Genomic DNA, 17,726 nt, shown 5'->3' on the forward strand with positions numbered 1-17,726 from the left:
CACCTATCGTGTCGGGGTGTCAGGATCGACCAGAGACCGGATCCTCGATGCGGCGCTGGCTGCGTTCGCCACCCGAGGGGTCGACGGCACGCCCATCACCGACCTCGAGGAGGCGGCCGGCCTCGCGTCGGGCAGCGGCGGTTTCTACCGCTACTTCCGGACGAAGGACGAGGCCCTCGCCGCCGTCGTCCGGCGCGAGATCGACAACGTCCAGATCGCCCACGACGGCGAGCCGCCGGCGCTCGATCCCGAAGCCGACCTGCGCTCGGCGGTGCGCCTGATCATCGAGGAGGGGCTCCACACGCTCCATGCGCTCGGCCCGCTCCTGGCGATCATGGCCCGCGAGCAGGGCCGGATCCCGGAGCTGGCCTCGGAGGTGTCGGAGCAGCTGGTGGAGGGCGGGCTCCGCCACGACGCGGTGCGCATCTCGGGGCTGCTCGGCGACGACGATCCCACCGCCGCCCACCGGGTCATGGCGGTGGTGCTCAGCTCGATCATCGGGTACACCTTGGCCACCGAGTACTTCGGCACGCCGCCAGGGGGCGTCGACCGAGCCCAGTACATCGACACCGTGACCGATCTCGTCGCCCCGCCGCCGCGGGACTGATCCTCAGCCTCCAAGGGGCCCCATGTCCGTCGACCTGCGCACGCGATCCGACGCCGACCCCGTGGCCGTCGAGCCCGGCGCGTTCCTCTCGTCCGACCTCCCCACCGCGCTGGTGCGCCGCTGGCCCCGCCCCGCCGGCCCGCCATCGCCACTGCCGCGGCCGCTGCTCCTCGAGGTCGACGGCTCGCCCTGGACCCTCGCGTTCCACGACGGCGTCCCGCGCGTCGATCCCGGCGACCGCTGCTCCCACGACCGCCACGTCCACCTGCGCCTCACCGCTGCCCTGCTCCAGGACCTCGTCACCGACCAGATCACGCCGATCGGCCTGATGACCGCCGGCACCCTCGACCTCCCGCACGGTCGCATCGGCTCCGTGCTCGACTGGTGGCTGGTCCTGCGCGACGCCCTCGACGAGTCCCCTCAGGGCCCCGCCTCGGAGGTGGACCTCCCCGCCGACCTGGCGAGGTCCTTCACCCTCGACGACGACCCCGGCGAGGTGCGCACCTTCCTCGAGCAGACCGGCTTCGCCCACCTCCGCGGCGTGTTCGAGCCCGGCGAGATGGCCCGCATCAGCGCCGACATGGACGCCGCCGCGGGCACGTACTCGAACGGCGACGGCCGCAGCTGGTGGGCGGGCACGGCCGACGGCTCCGACCGCCTCGTCCGCATGCAGCACTTCGAGGACCACTCCCCCACGGCCGACGCCCTCCTGGCCGATGACCGCTTCCTCGCCCTCGGCCGGATCCCGGGCTGCGGCCACCGGTTCGGCGGCTTCGCCGAGAGCCGGTGGGAGGCGCTGTTCAAGCCGATCGGCGTCACGTCGGGCATCTCCGACGTGCCCTGGCACAAGGACTGCAGCCTGGGGCGCCACAGCTACGAGTGCTCTCGGCTGACCGTCGGCGTCTCGGTCACCGGCGCCGGTCCCACCACGGGCCAGCTCCGCGTGGTGGCCGGGTCCAACCGAGCGCTCATCTGGCCGTCGCTGCTCGACGTGACCGAGCTGGGCCTCCCCGACGTGCCGCTCGCCACCGAGACCGGTGACGTCACGTTGCACCTCAGCTGCACGCTGCACATGGCGCAGCCACCCACCACCGCCGAGCGCCGGGTGCTCTACACGAGCTTCACGCTTCCGCCCCCGGATCCGGCTGCGCAGGAGCGAGCCCACCGCCGGCTCGTGGCCACCGCACGAGAGTCGGCGCCGCTCACCGTCACCCAGCGCAGCACCGTCTGACCCACGGCGGCACGTTCAGGCGATGGGGGCTACTTGACGGCGGTGGGGGCGACCATGCCGCCGGACGCGCCGGTGAGCGGGATCGGCGTGGCGCTGAGGAAGAAGTCGTACTGGCCGTCGTCGGCGCAGTCGGCGGCCAGGTCGTCGAGCGCCCAGATCTGGCCCTGGGCCAGGCCCATGTCGCGCAGCTGGATCATGTGGACCGGCAGCAGCGCGGCCGGGTCCTCGCCGGGGAAGCACTCGAGCACCAGCGTGTCGGTGGCGACGCCGGCGACCTGGTGGTCGTGCAGCCACTCGATGGTCCCCACCGACAGCCCGGGGCTGGTGGTGCGGTAGCGGTCCTTCTCGCCGATGCGCAGGAAGTGCATGTGCCCGGTGCGCACGACGACGATGTCGCCCGGCTCCACGGTGACGCCGGTGAGGGCGAGGGCGCCGTCGAGGTCGGCGGCCGTGAGCGGGCGGTTGTCGTCGAAGTGGTCGACGCCGTGCAGCCGGGCCACGTCGAGCAGGATCCCGCGCGTGGCGACCGGACCGAACGACTCGATCCCCAGCTCCGACGCGCCCGCCTCGGTGACCGCGGTGAGCGGGACCCCGTTGTAGAGCTCGCCGCTGTAGCCCACGTGCGACAGGGCGTCCCAGTGGGTGGCGGCCTGGGTGCCCATCGCCATCTTCTCGTCGTTCGTGGTGAACCCGTGGTAGCCGGCGAACGCCACGTTGACCGCGATCATCTCGAGGCTCGGGTTGTCGCGCCCCGGGATGCCGCCGGTCTGCGGACCGTCGGCGTCGAACGGGATGGCGAGCGAGAACGGGCGGCCCTGGCGCACCGAGGCGGCGCCGCGCCGGACGGCGGCCGGGTCGATCAGGTTGAGGGTGCCGCGCCGGTCGTCGGCGCCCCAGCGACCCCGGTTGGAGACGCGGTCGGCGAGGGCGAGCAGGGGCTCAGGGAGCTTGGGCACGGCGCGTCAGGAGGCGTCGGACTCGGGCGACCGGGCGATGACCGGGGTGGGGCCCGGGTCGATCCCGGCGATGGCGGCGAGCTCGAGGGCCACCACGTCGCCGAAGAACGCCAGGTCGAACAGCTGGGCGAGGGCCCCGTCGCCTTGGGCGCGCACGGTGTGGATCTCGCTCATGACCTCGTCGGACCAGGTCTCGACCAGATCGAACTGCTCGGACACCTCGGGTGGCTCCTCGTCGTGGCGCAGCAGCACCAGCGACAGGATCTGCCGGGTGATGTCGCCGTGCTGGCCCCAGCCGGCGAGCTCGCCGTGGACCACGTCGGGCAGCTCGCCCACGAAGGCGGGCGACTTGGCGCACTGGTTGATCTGCGCCTTCCAGCGCGTGGCGGCCACCCCGCCGAGGAGGCCGCCGCCGTAGACGAGCGGCAGGGTGCCCTCGAGGTGGCGGGCCAGGTGCTGGGCGGCGTTGCCATCCGCGGTCAGCTCGTCGCGGCGCACCCGCAGCTGGGCGATGGCCGCCGCGATCCAGTCGCGGCCGCCGGGGAAGAGCCCGAGCGTGTCGAAGGCCTTGAGGGCGGGGATGGCGAGGGCGCCGACGCGGGCCCGCGGCGGCACCGGCGTGGCCGACGAGGCGTGCGGCAAGAAGACGGTGGGTGACTCGGTGGCGTCGGCCAGGGCGCCGAGCTGGCCGCCGCTGGTGATGGCGAAGAGCTTGGCGCCGGCCTCGATGCAGATGCCGGCCGACGCCAGCACCTCGGGCGAGTCACCCGATGCCGAGATGGCGACGACCAGCGTGGAGGCGTCGACGAACGACGGGGGCTCGAAGCCCTTGTGGACCGCGAGCGGCACCGGCATGAACGGCCCGGCCACCGCGCCGAGCAGGTCGCCGACCCAGCCGGCGGCACCGGTGCCCAGCACCAGCACGTTGGCGATCTCGTCGTGGTCGGGCAGCGGCCCGGTGACGGTGAGGCTGCGCACCGCGGCCGACATCTGCTCGGGCAGGTCGAAGACGGCTTCGCGGAACCCCAGCGAGTCGATCGGGTCAGCCATGGGGGCGGCAGCTACGACAGGGTCGACGGGGTGCCGTCGGCCTCGGCCTTGGCGAGGAGACGCTCGTGCTCGGCGTCGTCGACGGTGGTGGCCTCGTCGACGAGCATCACCGGGATGTCGTCGCGGATCTCGTAGCGGCGCTTGAGGCGGGGGTTGTACAGCGCCTGCTCCGATTCGAAGTAGAGCAGCGAGCCCTTGTCCTCCGGGCAGGCGAGGATCTCGAGGAGCTTGGGGTCGAGGGCCATGAGGTCTATCCCTTGGTGATGAGGTGGAGCAGAGCGGACGTGTGATCATCGCACTCGTCGCGAGTGCGGGCTTCGAGGTTGAGGCGGAGCAACGGCTCGGTGTTCGACGGGCGCAGGTTGAACCACCAATCGCCGAAGTCGACGGTGAGGCCGTCGAGCCGGTCCTGGGTGGAGCTGGGCACCTCGGCGGCGAAGTGGGCGGCGACGGCGTCGATGACGGCAGCGGGATCGTTCACCTGGGTGTTGATCTCGCCGGAGTCGGCGTAGCGGTCGAACGGCTGGCGCAGCACCGACATGGGCTGGTCGCCGAGGCAGCGGCGCTCGAGCACGTGCATCGCAGCGATGAGCCCGGAGTCGGCCCGGAAGTTGTCGCGGAAGTAGTAGTGGGCGGAGTGCTCGCCCCCGAACGCGGCGCCCGTGGCCGCCATCTCGGCCTTGATGTAGCTGTGGCCGACCTTGGTGCGGATCGGGGTGCCACCGCGCTCGCGGACCACCTCGGGGACGGCCTTGGAGCAGATCAGGTTGTGCAGGATGGTGGCGCCGGGCTCCTTCTCGAGCACGCCGGCGGCGACGAGGGCCGTGGTGGCCGAGCCGGAGATGCCGATGCCCTGCTCGTCGACCACGAACACGCGGTCGGCGTCGCCGTCGAAGGCGAACCCGATGTCGGCGCCGACCTCGCGCACGCGGGCGCACAGGTCTCGCTGGTTCTCGGGCTGGAGCGGGTCGGCGGGGTGGTTGGGGAACCGTCCGTCGAGCTCCTTGTACATGATCTCGAGGTCGAACGGGAGCACGTCGAAGACGGCGGGGACCACGAGGCCGCCCATGCCGTTGGCCGTGTCGGCCACCACCTTCAGGGGCTTGAACACCGAGGTGTCGACGAACGACCGGACGTGGTCGGCGAAGGCGCCGAGCAGGTCGACGCTGCTGGTGCCGCCCTTGGTGGCGACGGGCGCCACGCCGGTGCGGGCCAGCTCGCGGACCTGGTCGAGGCCGGAGTCGAGCCCGAGGGGGCGGGCCCCGGCCAGGCAGAACTTGATGCCGTTGTACTGGGCCGGGTTGTGCGACGCCGTGAACATGGCCCCCGGGGCGCCCCGGGTGCCGGAGGCGAAGTACATGAGGTCGGTGGAGGCCAGGCCCACGTCGACCACGTCGACGCCCTGGGACCTCACGCCCTCGCTGAAGGCCTCGGCGAGCTCCACGCCGGAGGGCCGCATGTCCCTTGCGACCAGGATCTCGGGGACAGCACCCCCCTCTTGGAGGGCGAAGTGGGCGAAGGCGGCACCGATCGCGTAGCAACCGGTTGCGTCGATCTGATCGGGATAGGTCCCCCGAATGTCGTACGCCTTGAAGATGGCATCGAGGTCCGACATGGCCCAGCGACCTTACTCGCCCGGCTGGGCGTCCCCGAGCGAGAGGGCCTTCCGGTCCGACGCGCTGAGGTCGTAGAGGCCCTGCGCCGAGCCGCGCCGGATGCGGACCAGGTCGGCGAGGAGCGCGAGCGCGTCACGGGCCACGTGGACGGTGGAGCTGTCGGAGTTGACCACCTCGACCTCGACCGCCTGCAGCGACAGGCCGTAGCGCTCGACCAGGTGGATCACCTCGACGTCGAAGGCGAACCCGTCGATGCGGCTGTGCCCGAAGATCACCCGGGCCACATCGGAGCGGAAGGCCTTCAGCCCGCACTGGGTGTCCTGGTGCGGCCCTACGAGCACCGCCCGGGTGGCCAGGTTGATCACCCGACCGCCGACCTGGCGCAGGGTGCCGGCGGCCACCAGCGCCTTGGAGTCCTGGTGGTGGCGGTTGCCCACCACCACGTCCCAGCCGTCCTCGACCGCGTCGAGCAGGCGGAGGATCTGGGCGGGGGCGTAGGAGAGGTCGGCGTCGGTGAACACGAGCGTGCGCCCGGTGGCGGCCAGCATGCCGGCCCGCACGGCCGCCCCCTTCCCGCGGTTGACCGGCAGGGAGATCACCTGGTCGGCGTCGGCCCGTTCGGCGGCATCGGTGGTGCCGTCGCCGGAGCCGTCGTCGACCACCACCACCTCGAGGCCACCGTCGGTCGCCACCGCGGCGAGCTCGCGGCGGATGCGCTCGACCGTGGCGGCGATGGCGGCCGCCTCGCGGTACGCCGGGACCACCACGCTCAGGCGCGGGCCTCCGGGAGCCGGTGGCAGGGGGCGCGGGGCGGTGAGCGTACGGGCCACGACGGCCCGCGACGGCCGGCTCACCTCAGCGGTCCTCGACGGTGGGATCCGCGGGGTCGGTGGTCCAGATGCTCTCGTCGTCGACGGAACCCGGCTCCACCGACGAGGTCCGCTCGGCGTCGACCCGTGGATCGGCCCAGGCGCGGGAACCGACCGGCGCCGGTTCGCTGGGGGCGGCAGGCTCAGCCGGATCGGCGGGATCGACCGGTGCCGGATCGACGGGAACGGGGACGGGGACGGCGGGGACCTCGAGGTCGGCCGGCGGCGCGGCGGCGGCTCGCTCGATGGTGAGCTGGCGGTCGATCCACTTCGACAGCCGGGGCTGCTGCTCCGGCTCGACGGCGATGGCGGGCTGGCGCGCCAGCCACACCAGGCCCACGAGGCCGAGGAGGGTGAGGCCGATGCCCAGCCAGTCGACCGGGGTGCGCCCGAAGTGCATCGACACCTCGTTGCTGGTGGGGATCACCACCATCAGGTTGGGCGAGACCCGGTAGGGCCCCTTCGCCCCGCTGACCTCCCAGTTGGGGAAGTACGAGGCCTTCACCAGCACGGGGACGCCCACCTTGTCGACCTTGAACGAGATCGTGTCGCTGCCCATGTCGATGCCGGAGACCTTGACGGGGGGCAGGGCGGTGCGGGTGAGCTCGGGCACCTGGTCGATGGCACCCGATTGGCCCAGCTGGTCGCGGGCGTACTTGACGATGTGGCGCAGGTCGGTGGGGACCGGTTTGGCCGTGACCCGCTTCCACTCCTCGGGACCGTTGGCCGCCAGGAGGACGTCGAGGTCGCTCTGCTTGCCGAACCACGACGACGCGGTGGGCAGCCACCCGTCCTGGCTCTCGTCGACGCCCTTGAGCACGACCGGCTGGTTCGTGAGCGCGGAGACCGGTTCGGACTGGGCGACCTCGTAGATGTGCCAGGGGCCGCTGACCGCGATCTCGGTGAGGTCGGGGTGGCGGCTCGCCTGGTCGACGGCGTTCGGCGTGGATGCCATGTAGTACCTCACGCCCATCAGCTGGAGGTGCCGCACACCGGCGTCGATGTCGAAGCCCGGGTAGGGCAGGTCCCGCTGGGGGCTCGAGGGCTTGGTGGACAGCTCGGCCTGCATCAAGAAGTGGTACGGCACCGTGGCCGACGACTCGAAGTAGAGGCCCTCCTGCGAGCCGATGCAGCTGTCGGTGAAGTACGGGAGCATCATCAGCGCCATGGGCGTGCCGTAGCCGCCCTCTCGGTCGAAGTCGTACTCCCAGAACGCCCGTCCACAGCCGAAGCGGGGGTCCTCGCCGATGCCGGCCATGGTCTGGATGAGGTGCTTGTACTCCGGCCAGCCGCCCGAGGTGCACGCCACGGTGGATCCCGGGTCGGCGCAGCCCGCCGGGACCGGCTCCTTCTTCTCGAGGCCCCGGTAGTCGGTGGCCGACCAGCCGGCCGCCTGGTTGAGCTCGGTGGTGGAGAACGGGCCCCACGACGACTTGGTCTTGGTGACCCCGCTGGCGCCCTGGGTGACGGCCACGCGCGTGACCTGGTGCGGGAAGAGCGTGTTGATGGGGAGCGCGGCGTAGATGAGGGCGCCGAACGCGGCGGCGATCGCCCCGCCGACGGTGACGAGGCGCAGCGGCCGGCGGACGTCGCCCGACGCCGCGGTGGCGATGATCCGGATGGTCTCACCCACGCCGATGGCGGCGAGCAGCGACACCGACAGGTACATGAACGGCAGCAGCCGGGCGTTCCACAGCCGGGCCTGCGGCAGGTGCCAGAAGCCCAGGGCCACGCCGAGCCACGCCAGGCCGAGCACCACGCCGACGCTGTAGCGGCGCACGAACGACAGCACGACGCCCAGCCCGCCGAGCAGGAACAGGTACCGGAGCGCACCCGGGTAGAGGTAGTACGACACCGAGGTGACGTCGCCCGAGGCCAGCGGCAGCCGCTCCCAGCCCATGTCGTTGACGTAGTCGCTGCGCAGGTAGAAGGGCAGCACCCAGAACGCGGTGAGCAGGCCCGCCACCGGGACCATGGTGATGAGCCAGCGGAACCGCTTGCGATCCGGGTGCACCAGGAACAGCGCCGCCGTGCAGCCGAGCACGAAGAACGCCGGGATCAGGTGGCACAGCCCGGCCAGCGCGAACAGGACCGCCGCCAGGGCGCGGTGCTTGCCCGTGCGCAGCCCCCGGACGGCCACCGCCAGGTAGAGGATGGCGAAGGTGAGGCTGATGGAGAAGGCGAACTCGCCGGCCATCGTGGACTGGAAGTTGCCGCCGATGATGTTGCCGGTGTTGTTGAACACCGGCTCCCGGTTGAAGATGAACACCACGCCGGCCGCCGCGAACAGCGGCGGCATCGGGAACTTGAGGGCGGCCGCCTTGGCCAGCGCCCAGCACGCCAGCGGGAGCGTGAGCAGGCCCAGCGCGGTGACCAGCTTGAACGACCGGTTGTACGACAACGGCACGGCCAGGTTGAACAGGATGAACCCGACCGTGGCGAGGACCCAGCGGTACGGGTAGAGGCGCCGGCGCGTCCAGCCCGAGAGCCCGATGGCGATGGAGACGAGCGCCAGGGGGATGGCCAGCCACCAGACGAGCCCGACCGTCAGCAGCACCACGATCAGTGACGGGACCACCATGTAGAACTGGTACGCCGGGAAGCCGTCGTACCAGTCGGGGGTCCAGCCCGAGAGCCGGAAGTGCGGCAGCAGGTGGTCGATCAGGTAGCGCGGGCCCCACACGTGCGACCCGAGGTCGCCGCCGGTGGGCGTGGTGTTGCTGAACAGGTCGGCGGGGTGCAGCGTGGCCAGCACCAGCCCGGTGCCGAGGACCAGCACGGCGATGGTGACGCAGGCCTCGACCACCAGACCGGGATCGGCCGCGGCGCGATCGACCACCCGGTCCCACCAGGCGCCGATCCGCTCGCGCACCGTGGGGAACGGGTCGGCCTCGGATTCGATGGGCTGGTCGGGCTCGTCGACCAGCAGGTCGGGGTCGGTCAGCTCAGCCACAGCAGGACCACCACCGTCGTGAGGTTGAAGGACATGTGGGCCAGGACCGCCGGCCCGAGCCGGTCGGTGCGCACCACCAGGCCACCGAAGACCAGCCCAGCGCCCAGCAGCGGGATGAACTGGAGGGGCTCGAGGTGGGTGGCGGCGAACACCACGCTCGACAGGCCGAGGGCCCACCACTTGTCCCAGCGCTTCTCGAGCGCCCGGTACATGAGCCCGCGGAAGAACAGCTCCTCGGCGCACGGGGCGATGATCCCGACGACGACGATGAACAGCAGCGCCCCGCCCGCACCGTGGGCCTTGTCGGCCAGGTCCTGGGCCGGCTTGGCCAGATCGTCGGCCGACTTCCCGCTGAGCTGGAGGATCGGCCACGACAGGATCGGCACCAAGATGAGCTGGGCGGCCAGGCCGGCCCCGATGCCGAGCGGCACGTCCCACGGCCGGATCGAGACGTGGAAGTCCTTGATCCAGCCGTTGCCCTTGATGGCCGCCACCCACACCGCGACCAGCACGAAGCCGATCCAGATGGGCAGGTTGGCGACGAGCATCCAGGCCAGCGGCGCATCGTCGGGCTTGCTGGCGTAGCCGCCGATGGCGAGGATCAGCGCCCCGAACAAGATGGCGGCGCTGTAGACGACGAACCAGCCGCCGATGGCATCGCCGAGACCCCATCTGGGCTCCACCACAGGGCGGTCGATCGGCCCGTCGGACGGGTAGGGGATGGCCATGGCGGAGCGAGCCTAACGGGGGGTGGCAGCTGGGCTGCCGTCAGCCGAGTGGCTCAGGAGGCCATCGTCGCCGGGACCTGGCGCAGGTCGACCAGCTCCCAGCCGCGCGGCGGCACCGTGCGGGCGGCGTGGCGATCGCACAGGTCGTGGGTCATGGGGTGGCCCTCGGGGGTGAGCGGTTCGAGCCACACGGTGGCGGACTCGTACCCGTAGGAGAGGGTGACGGTCGCCGCCTCGGAGCAGGCGGGGCGGGCACATCCACGGCGCATGGCCGGCAGGGTACCGATGCATCCGCTGGCGCGGGGGGATGGTTGTGACCGCCCCGGCTGCCTCGTGGGGGGATCGGACCCCTAGCATGGCGCCATGTCACCCGACGGTTCGCCGCCTCCACCGCCCCCTCCCCCTCCCCCACCCCGCAACCGCGGCCCGCTCGGGTCCGGTTCCGGTGGTCCCGGCGGTGCCGGTGGGCAGGGCAGCGGCGGAGGCTCGGGCAGCGGCATGCCCAGCCGCCTGACCGGTCCCGCCCGCTGGGGTGTGTGGGCCATCGCCATCGCAGCCGGCGTCTTGCTGCTCGTGGTGCTGAACCAGAGCAGCCGCAGCAACAGCGACTACAGCTACACCAAGTTCATCGCGCAGGTCGACGCCGGCAACGTCCACGACATCACGTACGACAACAAGACCGGCAAGATCTCCGGCCACCTCGACGACGACAACAAGACCGAGTTCAAGACCACCGGCCTCATCCCGTTCCCGAGCGCAGACCGCGCGCTGCTCGACAAGAACGACGTCATCTTCAAGCCCAAGACCCCGCAGCCCACGTTCCTCGAGACGTGGCTGCCGATCCTGCTGTTCCCGCTGCTGATCATCGGCTTCTTCGTGTTCATGCAGCGCCGGGCGCAGGGCCAGATGGGCAACATCATGTCCATCGGCCGCTCGCGGGCGAAGACGTACTCCACCGAGCGGCCGGGCACCACGTTCGCCGACGTCGCCGGCTACGAGGGGGTGAAGACCGAGATCCGTGAGGTCGTCGACTTCCTGAAGTACCCCGAGAAGTTCGGTCAGATCGGCGCCCGCATCCCCAAGGGCGTGCTGCTCGTCGGTCCCCCTGGAACCGGCAAGACCCTCATCGCCCGGGCGGTGGCCGGCGAAGCCGGCGTGCCGTTCCTCTCGGTGTCGGGCTCCGACTTCATGGAGATGTTCGTCGGCGTCGGCGCCAGCCGCGTCCGGGACCTGTTCCAGTCGGCCCGCAAGCTCGGCCGCGCCATCATCTTCGTCGACGAGATCGACTCCATCGGCCGCAAGCGCGGCGCCGGCCTGGGCGGCGGCCACGACGAGCGGGAGCAGACGCTCAACCAGATGCTCAACGAGATGGACGGCTTCGAGGCCACCGAGGGCATCGTCATGATCGCCGCCACCAACCGGCCCGACGTGCTCGATCCGGCGCTCCTCCGCCCCGGTCGCTTCGACCGCCAGGTGGTCGTGCCGCTCCCCGAGCACTCCGAGCGCCTCGCCATCTTGCGGGTCCACGCCAAGAGCAAGCGCATCAGCCCCGACGTCGACCTCAGCGTCGTGGCCCGGGGCACCCCGGGCATGAGCGGTGCCGAGCTGGCCAACCTGGTCAACGAGGCGGCGCTCTACGCCGTGCGCCGCGGGGCCGAGATGATCACCCGCGAAGACTTCGAGTACGCCCGTGACCGGGTGCTCATGGGCCAGCGCCGCGAGTCGATGGCCCTCTCCGACAAGGAGAAGGAGCTCACCGCCTACCACGAGGCCGGCCACGCGGTGTGCGCCACCATCCTCGATGACGCCGATCCGGTCCACAAGGTGACCATCCTCCCGATGGGCATGGCCCTGGGCGTCACCCAGCAGCTGCCCTCCGAGGACCGCCACTCGTACAACCAGGAGTACCTGGAGCAGTCGATCGTGGTGGCCATGGGCGGCCGCATCGCCGAGAAGCTCGTGTTCGGCGTGGTCTCCACCGGCGCCAACAACGACCTCGTCGTGTCCACCGAGCGGGCCCGCAAGATGGTCCGCGAGTGGGGCATGAGCGAGCGCATCGGGCCGATGGCCTGGGGCTCGCAGGGTCAGGTGTTCCTGGGCGAAGACCTCATGGGCAACGCTCGCGACTACTCCGACGAGACCGCACGGGTCATCGACCAAGAGGTCGAGCAGATCCTTCGCGACTGCGAGTGCCGCTGCGAGGAGCTCCTCACCACCAACCGCAACGGCCTCGACCTGGTGGCGCGCAGCCTCCTCGAGCACGAGACCATCGATGGCGCCGAGGTGCGGCGCCTGTGCGATCTGGGTGCCAACCCCGCCACGGCGGTCCACCAGGAGCCCGAGCCGGCCAGCACCGAGAGCTGAACCTGTCGCCGTGCCTCAGCCGTCGTGGGTGCACGACGGCGGCACGGTGCCGGGCTCGCGCAGCTCGGCCAGCGCCGCCCAGAGGTCCGTGGCGGTGGGCTCGCCGATGAAGTGGCGCCGCACGGCGCCCACCTCGTCGACCACGAGCAGCAGCGGGACGGCATCGATGCCGTAGCGGTCGTGCAGGTCCTTGCGCTCGATCGAGTCGATGTCTTGGACCGCCACCGAGTCCGAGGCCAGCACCTGCGCCTTGTCGGCGGTGCCGACGCAGGCGAGGCACGTCGACGACGAGAACAGGGCGACGAGCCACGGGGCATCGGGCCGGTCGAAGTCGTCGCGGTTGACCAGCTCCGGGACCGTCCACGACGCGCCGCGCTCGGGATCGGGACGCTCGCGGCGGTGGAGCAACCAGGCGAAGGCGCCGGCGGTGACCCCCAGCACGAGGACGAGGACGAGCTGCAGCATGGGACCAGTCTGGCTAGCTGATGGGGGGAAGGGCCACCACGGTCTCGGGATACGGGAACGCGGGCTGCACGGAGATGCCCAGCCCGCCCGCGATGGCGATCGACGAGGCCACCACCACCGGCTTGGTGCTCTGCACGATCACCGTGGCCGACGACCCGGCCCCGTCGAGCACGAGGGTGCGCCGGTCGCCGCCCGGCACGGTGGTGGCCGCCGCCTTCAGCTCGGTGCGGGTCCCGCCCGAGAGCACGAACGCGGTGACCTCGGCGGACGAGGTGCCCGGGTTGACCACCTGCACGGTGGTGGAGCGGGCATCGGTGGCTCCGCCCTGCGTGACCATCCAGCCGGTGGCGGCGAGCGGGCTCCCCAGGGTGGCGGTGGCGCCGGTGCGGGCCTCGGAGCCGAAGAACGAGAGCCGTTCGGCCACCACCGGCACGCCGGTGAGCGACCGCACGTCGATCCACAGATCGGTGTCGGGGACGATGCCGCTGATGTCGGTGAGGTCGACGATGGCCTGCTCGCCCGGGCGGATCGTGAGCTCCGCCGGCTCGAGCGAGGTGTGCACCTTGGGCTCCTCGTAGTTGATGTCGACATCGACCTCGGCCGTACGGGTGCCGGGGTTGAACACGACGATCTGGGTGCGGACGTCGGGCGAGACGCGCGCCCCGGCGAAGATCCAGCGCGGGCCGCGCACCGGCGACGCTGCCGTGGAGACCAGGCCCTTGGGCGCCGGCGAGCTGGTGGAGCCGGCCGCCGACCCGACCAGCGGATCGCCGCTGCCGTCGTAGGTCTGCACCCGGTCGACGACCACCCGGCCGGCGCGGGCGGTGACCGTGGCGGCGATGGCCGCCCGGTTGGTGATGTCGTCGCTGACCTTGACCACCCGGACCGAGCGGCCGGGGATCGACAGCGCACGGAGGGCGCGGGGCGTGCGGCGTCCGGTGTCGGTGGCGAAGGCCACGCTGACGCTGGCGGAGTCGGGGAAGGGGTTGAAGAGCGAGAGGTACTCCTCGGCCCCGCGGAGCGTGGACCCCGAGGGCACGTACCAGTGGCCGCTCGCCTCGGTGGAGCACGGCGACGAGTCGAAGCCGAGCGGGCCGGTCACCTCTCGGTCGACGGCCACGCGGCCGCCGCGGACCTCGACGAGCACGCCGACCCAATCGGCCTTCAGGATGTCGGACGCCACGACGCGCGCCCGGCCGTTGGCAGGCACGTCGACTTGCTGCGTGACGTGCTTGCCGGCCTCGTCGGTGACGGTGACCTCGGCCACCGCGCCGCGGGTGGCGTCGTTGGCCATGACCACCGACAGCTCGGCGGTGCCGCCCTTGCCGGTGGCGGTGCCGCCCGCGCAGTACCAGGCCGAAGAGATGGCGTCGGTCGACGTGACCGCGGGCAGGCGGGCCACGTCGAGGCTGGCATCGCCGGCGGCCGGACCAGCCGGCGGCTGCTCCGACGAGACCATGACCGCGCCGACCACCAGGGCCGAGAGCGCGACGAACGGGAGCCACCGGCGCGGCGTGAAGCGGCGGCTGCGACGGCGACGGGCGATCGATCGGCGGGCCATCAGGACTCGACCTCCACGAACAGGTCGTCGTCGGCATCGTCGATCGGTGCGGACGGGGTCGGGGTGACCTCGACGGCCTGCGCTCGGTCGCGGGCCCGGCGGCGGGAGCGCCGCCACGCCCACAGGGCGAGGATCCAGACCAGCGCCTCCCCGAGCGCGACCCCACGGTGGCTCAGCGGGGTCTCGAACGCGAGCGTTCCCGGTCCGGAGCGCATGGCGCTGAACTGGTTGGCCCAGCCGTAGGTGTCGGAGCGGCGGGCGGCCGCCCCCTCGATGCGCACGTGCCAGCCCGGGTCGGCGGTGCTGGCGATGAGCAGGTCACCGGTGGCGGGCACGTCGCCCGTGGCCCCGTCGACGCCGTCGGGCTCCTTGAGCGCCGCCTTGGCCGTGCTCAGGTCGTCGCCCGCGGCATCGAGGTACGACGTGCGATCGCCTTCGCGGGCAGGCAGCACCGAGCGGCTCGAGGCCCACGCCAGGTTCCGGTAGACGGTGAGGCCGTCGGCCACCGGCACCTTCTGGAGGTCGAGCTGCTGGGCCAGCACGTCGAGCATCGGCACCAGACCCGGCGTGGGCACGCTCTCGTCGGCGGTGGGCGCCAGCTGGCTCTGGACGACGATGTAGCGCACGCCCATCGGCCCGAGCAGCCGGCCGAGGCGGCTGGTCCGGCGGTCCTGAGCGGCGTGGAGCGAGTCGGCCACCAGCGGCGTGGCGCCCGACTCCGGCACCACCCAGCGCTCGATCATGGTGGGCGCGCCGGCGTCGGAGGTGCCGAACGCCAGCTGGTCGTCGTACTGCCAGCCCCGCACCGGGAGCACCGCGGGATCGCCCAGCCACACGACGCGGAACGCGCCGGCGCTGGGGTCGTCGAGCAGGTCGGCCGTGCCGGCGCCGTAGTCGGTGGCGGGGGTGCGCCAGCGGCCGTCGAGCAGGCCGCTCGCCAGCGGCGCGGCGCCGAGCACCACGCCCAGGCCCGCCACCACGGCCAGCAGCTGGCGCCAGCCGAACCGGTAGGCCCGCAGGTCGGTCTCGAACGCCGCCAGGCCGAGCGCCGCGGCCAGGCCCAGGGCGGCGGCGACCGGGGCGAGGATGACCTCCGCCGGCGGCAGGCCGCCGGGAAGGTGGCCCTGCTGGCTCAGCCACAGGACGGTCCACCCGCCGAGCACGATCATCCAGGCGCGCACGGCCCACTCGAGCCGCCAGGACCGGCCGATGATCACCGGCAGGGCGCCGGCGAGGAGGAAGGCCCAGCCCAGCGGGGGCGCGCCCCACGGACCGGTCTCGAACCGGAGGATCTCGGCCAGCGTGAGCGGGGCGGTGCTGGAGCTGCTGATCCCGGCGATGGACTCCCACGGCGACGGGCCCGTCACGAGGTTGAGCATCCACGGCAGGTTGAGGACGATGGCGAGGCCCGCGGCGCCGGCCGCGACCAGGAGCATCCGGCCCAGGCCGACGATGCGGAAGCACAGGATCGAGCCGACCGTGAGGGCCGCGGCGACGGCAACCACCAGCACGAGCACGAACGGCACCAGGGTGGCGACCACGGCCAGGCCCAGGCCGAGCCCCAGCACGATGGCCAGGGGCGAGCGCTTGCGGGTGCGCGCCGCCGCATCCTCGGGCGCCGCGCCCGCCGGACCGAAGGGGGCGGCGCCGCTGGCGCGCCCGAGGGCGAGCAGCATCCACGGCGACAGGGCGTAGACGAGCAGCCCGCTCCACGACCCCTCGGCCAGCGCGTTGTACGGCACCGGGATGGCGAGGTACACCGCGAAGCTCGCCACGCTGGCCCGAGGCGAGCCGATGGGCTTGGCCAGGCGCCAGGCGCCGAGCGCGCCGACCGGGATGCACCCGAGGATCAGCACGGTGCGCATCAGGCCCAGCGACCCGAGGAACACGTAGCCGAGCACGCCGAGGAGGCCGTCGCCGGTGGGCTGGGCCCCCGGCGAGCCGAGGCCGGCGTGGCGCCAGCCGCTCCACCAGGTCTGGATGAAGGTGGACGGCGAGCTCGGCATGCGGGCGAACTGGCCGATGGCCGGGATGCCGTGGATGATCAGGTCGCGCGAGCTCACCACGAGCAGGACGGTGAGGACGATGGCGAAGGCGCTGGTGAGCTGGCGGCCGCTGTCGCGGACCGAGCCGGCCAGGTCTCGCGACGAGCGCGTGGCGGTGGTGACCCGGTCCTCGCGGGTGCCGATCTGGCCCCGGAGGAACGCGCTCAGGCGGGCGCTCCCCCCGACCTGGAGCTCGCGCACCTCGTGGTCGGGCACCGTGCGGATCGACTTCACGAACCGGCGCCGGGCACGGATCTGCCCGAAGCGGCGGAGGTTCCACGGCCAGGCGCCGGCGATGTCTCGGGCCTGGGACGGGTGGCCGCCGAGCAGCGCGTACAGCGCCTCGACCACCGCGAACAGGAAGGCCTGGGGGATGACGCGGATGCGGTGCCAGAGGCCGTAGTTGACCAGCGACGAGCGCAGCCGGTGCCGGGCCAGCTGCTTGCGCCGGTCATCGACGCCGACGCGCTCGCCGAGCGCTTCGAGGTGACGGACCCGGGTGACGGGCGCGATCAGGACGCGGGCGCCGACCAGATGGGCGCGCCAACAGAGGTCGAGGTCGTCGCCGAGCCCGGAGATCTGGTCGTCGAACCCACCGAGCGCGCTGAACAGGTCGGCGCGCACCAGGGTGCAGGCGCCGGGGACGACGAACACGTCGCGGATGGCGTCGTGCTGCTCCTGGTCGAGCTCGAGGCGCTCGGAGACGGGCGCCAGGGCGCCGGTCTTGTCGACCGACAGGCCGACCTGGAGGAGGAGCCGCGGGTCGTTCCAGTCGACGAGCTTGGGGCCGATGATCCCGGCGTTGGACCGGAAGGCCTCCTCGACGAGGGCGCGCACCGAGTCGGGCTCGAGGGCGATGTCGTCGTGGCACAGCACGTAGAAGCTGGCGCCCTCGACGAGGGCGGCACCCTGGTTGGCGGCGGCGCCGAACCCGGGGTTGTCGTCGAGCCGGTGGACGTGGGCGGTGGGCAGCACCGCCCCGATGCGCTCGGCCAGGTCGGCGTCGCTGGCCGCGTCGACGACCAGCACGGAGAGGTCGGTGTAGGTCTGGTCGGCGAGGCTCTGGAGGGTCTCCTCGAACCAGTCGCCAGGGTTGTGGGCCACCACCACGGCCACGACCGGCGGAACCGCCGCTGGCACTCCGTCCGCCGGGTTGGGGGGCGTGCCGTCCAACGGTGTTGCTGCATCCACGATGGCCCGAGGCTAACGCCCACGGCCGACCCACCCGGGTCATGGGACCGGCCTGCGGGTGCCGTGCGACATGGGGCACAGTGCCGGCCG

General features: G+C 72.3%; 14 protein-coding genes. 3 read left to right on the forward strand and 11 right to left on the reverse strand.

All coding sequences use genetic code 11. From position 1 onward, the window contains the following. The first annotated feature begins 16 nt into the window (after positions 1–16). Together ACPPVX_RS02840 and ACPPVX_RS02845 are read left to right on the forward strand one after the other, a co-directional pair. Positions 17–607, forward strand: coding sequence for a TetR/AcrR family transcriptional regulator (locus ACPPVX_RS02840; protein ID WP_426573373.1), 591 nt, complete (start codon positions 17–19; stop codon positions 605–607). Positions 608–629: 22 nt separating this feature from the next. Beyond that, positions 630–1,838, forward strand: coding sequence for a phytanoyl-CoA dioxygenase family protein (locus ACPPVX_RS02845; protein ID WP_426573374.1), 1,209 nt, complete (start codon positions 630–632; stop codon positions 1,836–1,838). 29 nt (positions 1,839–1,867) lie between these two features. On the opposite strand, the gene ACPPVX_RS02850 is transcribed toward ACPPVX_RS02845, so the two are convergent. From ACPPVX_RS02850 to ACPPVX_RS02885, 8 genes are read right to left on the reverse strand one after another with little or no spacing between them, the layout of a single operon-like run. After that, on the reverse strand, positions 1,868–2,794 hold the full coding sequence (locus ACPPVX_RS02850; RefSeq protein WP_426573375.1) for a cyclase family protein: 927 nt from the start codon (positions 2,792–2,794) through the stop codon (positions 1,868–1,870). A 6-nt stretch (positions 2,795–2,800) separates the two neighbouring features. Continuing rightward, positions 2,801–3,844: an SIS domain-containing protein gene (locus ACPPVX_RS02855; RefSeq protein ID WP_426573376.1), complete on the reverse strand. Its 1,044-nt coding sequence runs from the start codon at positions 3,842–3,844 to the stop codon at positions 2,801–2,803. 11 nt (positions 3,845–3,855) lie between these two features. After that, positions 3,856–4,089 (reverse strand): Trm112 family protein, encoded by a 234-nt coding sequence (locus tag ACPPVX_RS02860; RefSeq protein WP_426573377.1) that lies wholly within the window; start codon positions 4,087–4,089, stop codon positions 3,856–3,858. Between the two features lie 5 nt (positions 4,090–4,094). Next, positions 4,095–5,459, reverse strand: coding sequence for a phosphomannomutase/phosphoglucomutase (gene manB / locus ACPPVX_RS02865; protein WP_426573378.1), 1,365 nt, complete (start codon positions 5,457–5,459; stop codon positions 4,095–4,097). A gap of 12 nt (positions 5,460–5,471) precedes the next feature. Further along, the gene (locus tag ACPPVX_RS02870) at positions 5,472–6,314 is read right to left on the reverse strand and encodes a glycosyltransferase (protein ID WP_426573379.1); all 843 of its coding nucleotides are present in this window, start codon (positions 6,312–6,314) and stop codon (positions 5,472–5,474) included. A gap of 1 nt (position 6,315) precedes the next feature. Continuing rightward, the gene (locus ACPPVX_RS02875; RefSeq protein ID WP_426573380.1) at positions 6,316–9,282 is read right to left on the reverse strand and encodes a hypothetical protein; all 2,967 of its coding nucleotides are present in this window, start codon (positions 9,280–9,282) and stop codon (positions 6,316–6,318) included. Further along, the gene (locus ACPPVX_RS02880; RefSeq protein ID WP_426573381.1) at positions 9,270–10,010 is read right to left on the reverse strand and encodes a CPBP family intramembrane glutamic endopeptidase; all 741 of its coding nucleotides are present in this window, start codon (positions 10,008–10,010) and stop codon (positions 9,270–9,272) included. Before ACPPVX_RS02880 ends, ACPPVX_RS02875 begins: the two co-directional genes overlap by 13 nt. 53 nt (positions 10,011–10,063) lie before the next feature. After that, positions 10,064–10,279, reverse strand: a complete 216-nt coding sequence (locus tag ACPPVX_RS02885; protein ID WP_426573382.1) for a DUF3499 family protein — start codon at positions 10,277–10,279, stop codon at positions 10,064–10,066. Positions 10,280–10,508: 229 nt separating this feature from the next. Between ACPPVX_RS02885 and ftsH the strand changes: the two genes are divergently transcribed. After that, a complete protein-coding gene (gene ftsH, locus ACPPVX_RS02890; protein WP_426573383.1) occupies positions 10,509–12,374 on the forward strand; it encodes an ATP-dependent zinc metalloprotease FtsH in 1,866 nt (621 codons plus the stop codon). A 15-nt stretch (positions 12,375–12,389) separates the two neighbouring features. Here ftsH and ACPPVX_RS02895 read toward each other — a convergent pair whose 3' ends face one another. Genes ACPPVX_RS02895 through ACPPVX_RS02905 form a run of 3 tightly spaced genes read right to left on the reverse strand, consistent with a single transcriptional unit; the run spans position 12,390 to position 17,636 of the window. Next, a complete protein-coding gene (locus ACPPVX_RS02895) occupies positions 12,390–12,839 on the reverse strand; it encodes a hypothetical protein (RefSeq protein ID WP_426573384.1) in 450 nt (149 codons plus the stop codon). Between the two features lie 13 nt (positions 12,840–12,852). Then, positions 12,853–14,400, reverse strand: coding sequence for a DUF5719 family protein (locus tag ACPPVX_RS02900; RefSeq protein ID WP_426573385.1), 1,548 nt, complete (start codon positions 14,398–14,400; stop codon positions 12,853–12,855). Continuing rightward, on the reverse strand, positions 14,400–17,636 hold the full coding sequence (locus ACPPVX_RS02905) for a glycosyltransferase (RefSeq protein WP_426573386.1): 3,237 nt from the start codon (positions 17,634–17,636) through the stop codon (positions 14,400–14,402). The genes ACPPVX_RS02900 and ACPPVX_RS02905 overlap by 1 nt, the downstream gene beginning before the upstream one ends. Between the last annotated feature and the right edge of the window lie 90 nt (positions 17,637–17,726).

It is taken from the genome of Aquihabitans sp. McL0605 (assembly GCF_049993875.1).
Taxonomy (GTDB): Bacteria; Actinomycetota; Acidimicrobiia; order Acidimicrobiales; family Iamiaceae; genus Aquihabitans.

What these genes read in the sequence shown, in the direction of transcription:
- ACPPVX_RS02845 (WP_426573374.1), top strand. Translation starts at nt 630, where the DNA reads ATGTCCGTCGACCTGCGCACGCGATCCGACGCCGACCCCGTGGCCGTC.
- ACPPVX_RS02855 (WP_426573376.1), bottom strand. Translation starts at nt 3,844, where the DNA reads ATGGCTGACCCGATCGACTCGCTGGGGTTCCGCGAAGCCGTCTTCGAC.
- ACPPVX_RS02860 (WP_426573377.1), bottom strand. Translation starts at nt 4,089, where the DNA reads ATGGCCCTCGACCCCAAGCTCCTCGAGATCCTCGCCTGCCCGGAGGAC.
- manB (WP_426573378.1), bottom strand. Translation starts at nt 5,459, where the DNA reads ATGTCGGACCTCGATGCCATCTTCAAGGCGTACGACATTCGGGGGACC.
- ACPPVX_RS02880 (WP_426573381.1), bottom strand. Translation starts at nt 10,010, where the DNA reads ATGGCCATCCCCTACCCGTCCGACGGGCCGATCGACCGCCCTGTGGTG.
- ACPPVX_RS02885 (WP_426573382.1), bottom strand. Translation starts at nt 10,279, where the DNA reads ATGCGCCGTGGATGTGCCCGCCCCGCCTGCTCCGAGGCGGCGACCGTC.
- ftsH (WP_426573383.1), top strand. Translation starts at nt 10,509, where the DNA reads ATGCCCAGCCGCCTGACCGGTCCCGCCCGCTGGGGTGTGTGGGCCATC.
- ACPPVX_RS02895 (WP_426573384.1), bottom strand. Translation starts at nt 12,839, where the DNA reads ATGCTGCAGCTCGTCCTCGTCCTCGTGCTGGGGGTCACCGCCGGCGCC.
- ACPPVX_RS02900 (WP_426573385.1), bottom strand. Translation starts at nt 14,400, where the DNA reads ATGGCCCGCCGATCGATCGCCCGTCGCCGTCGCAGCCGCCGCTTCACG.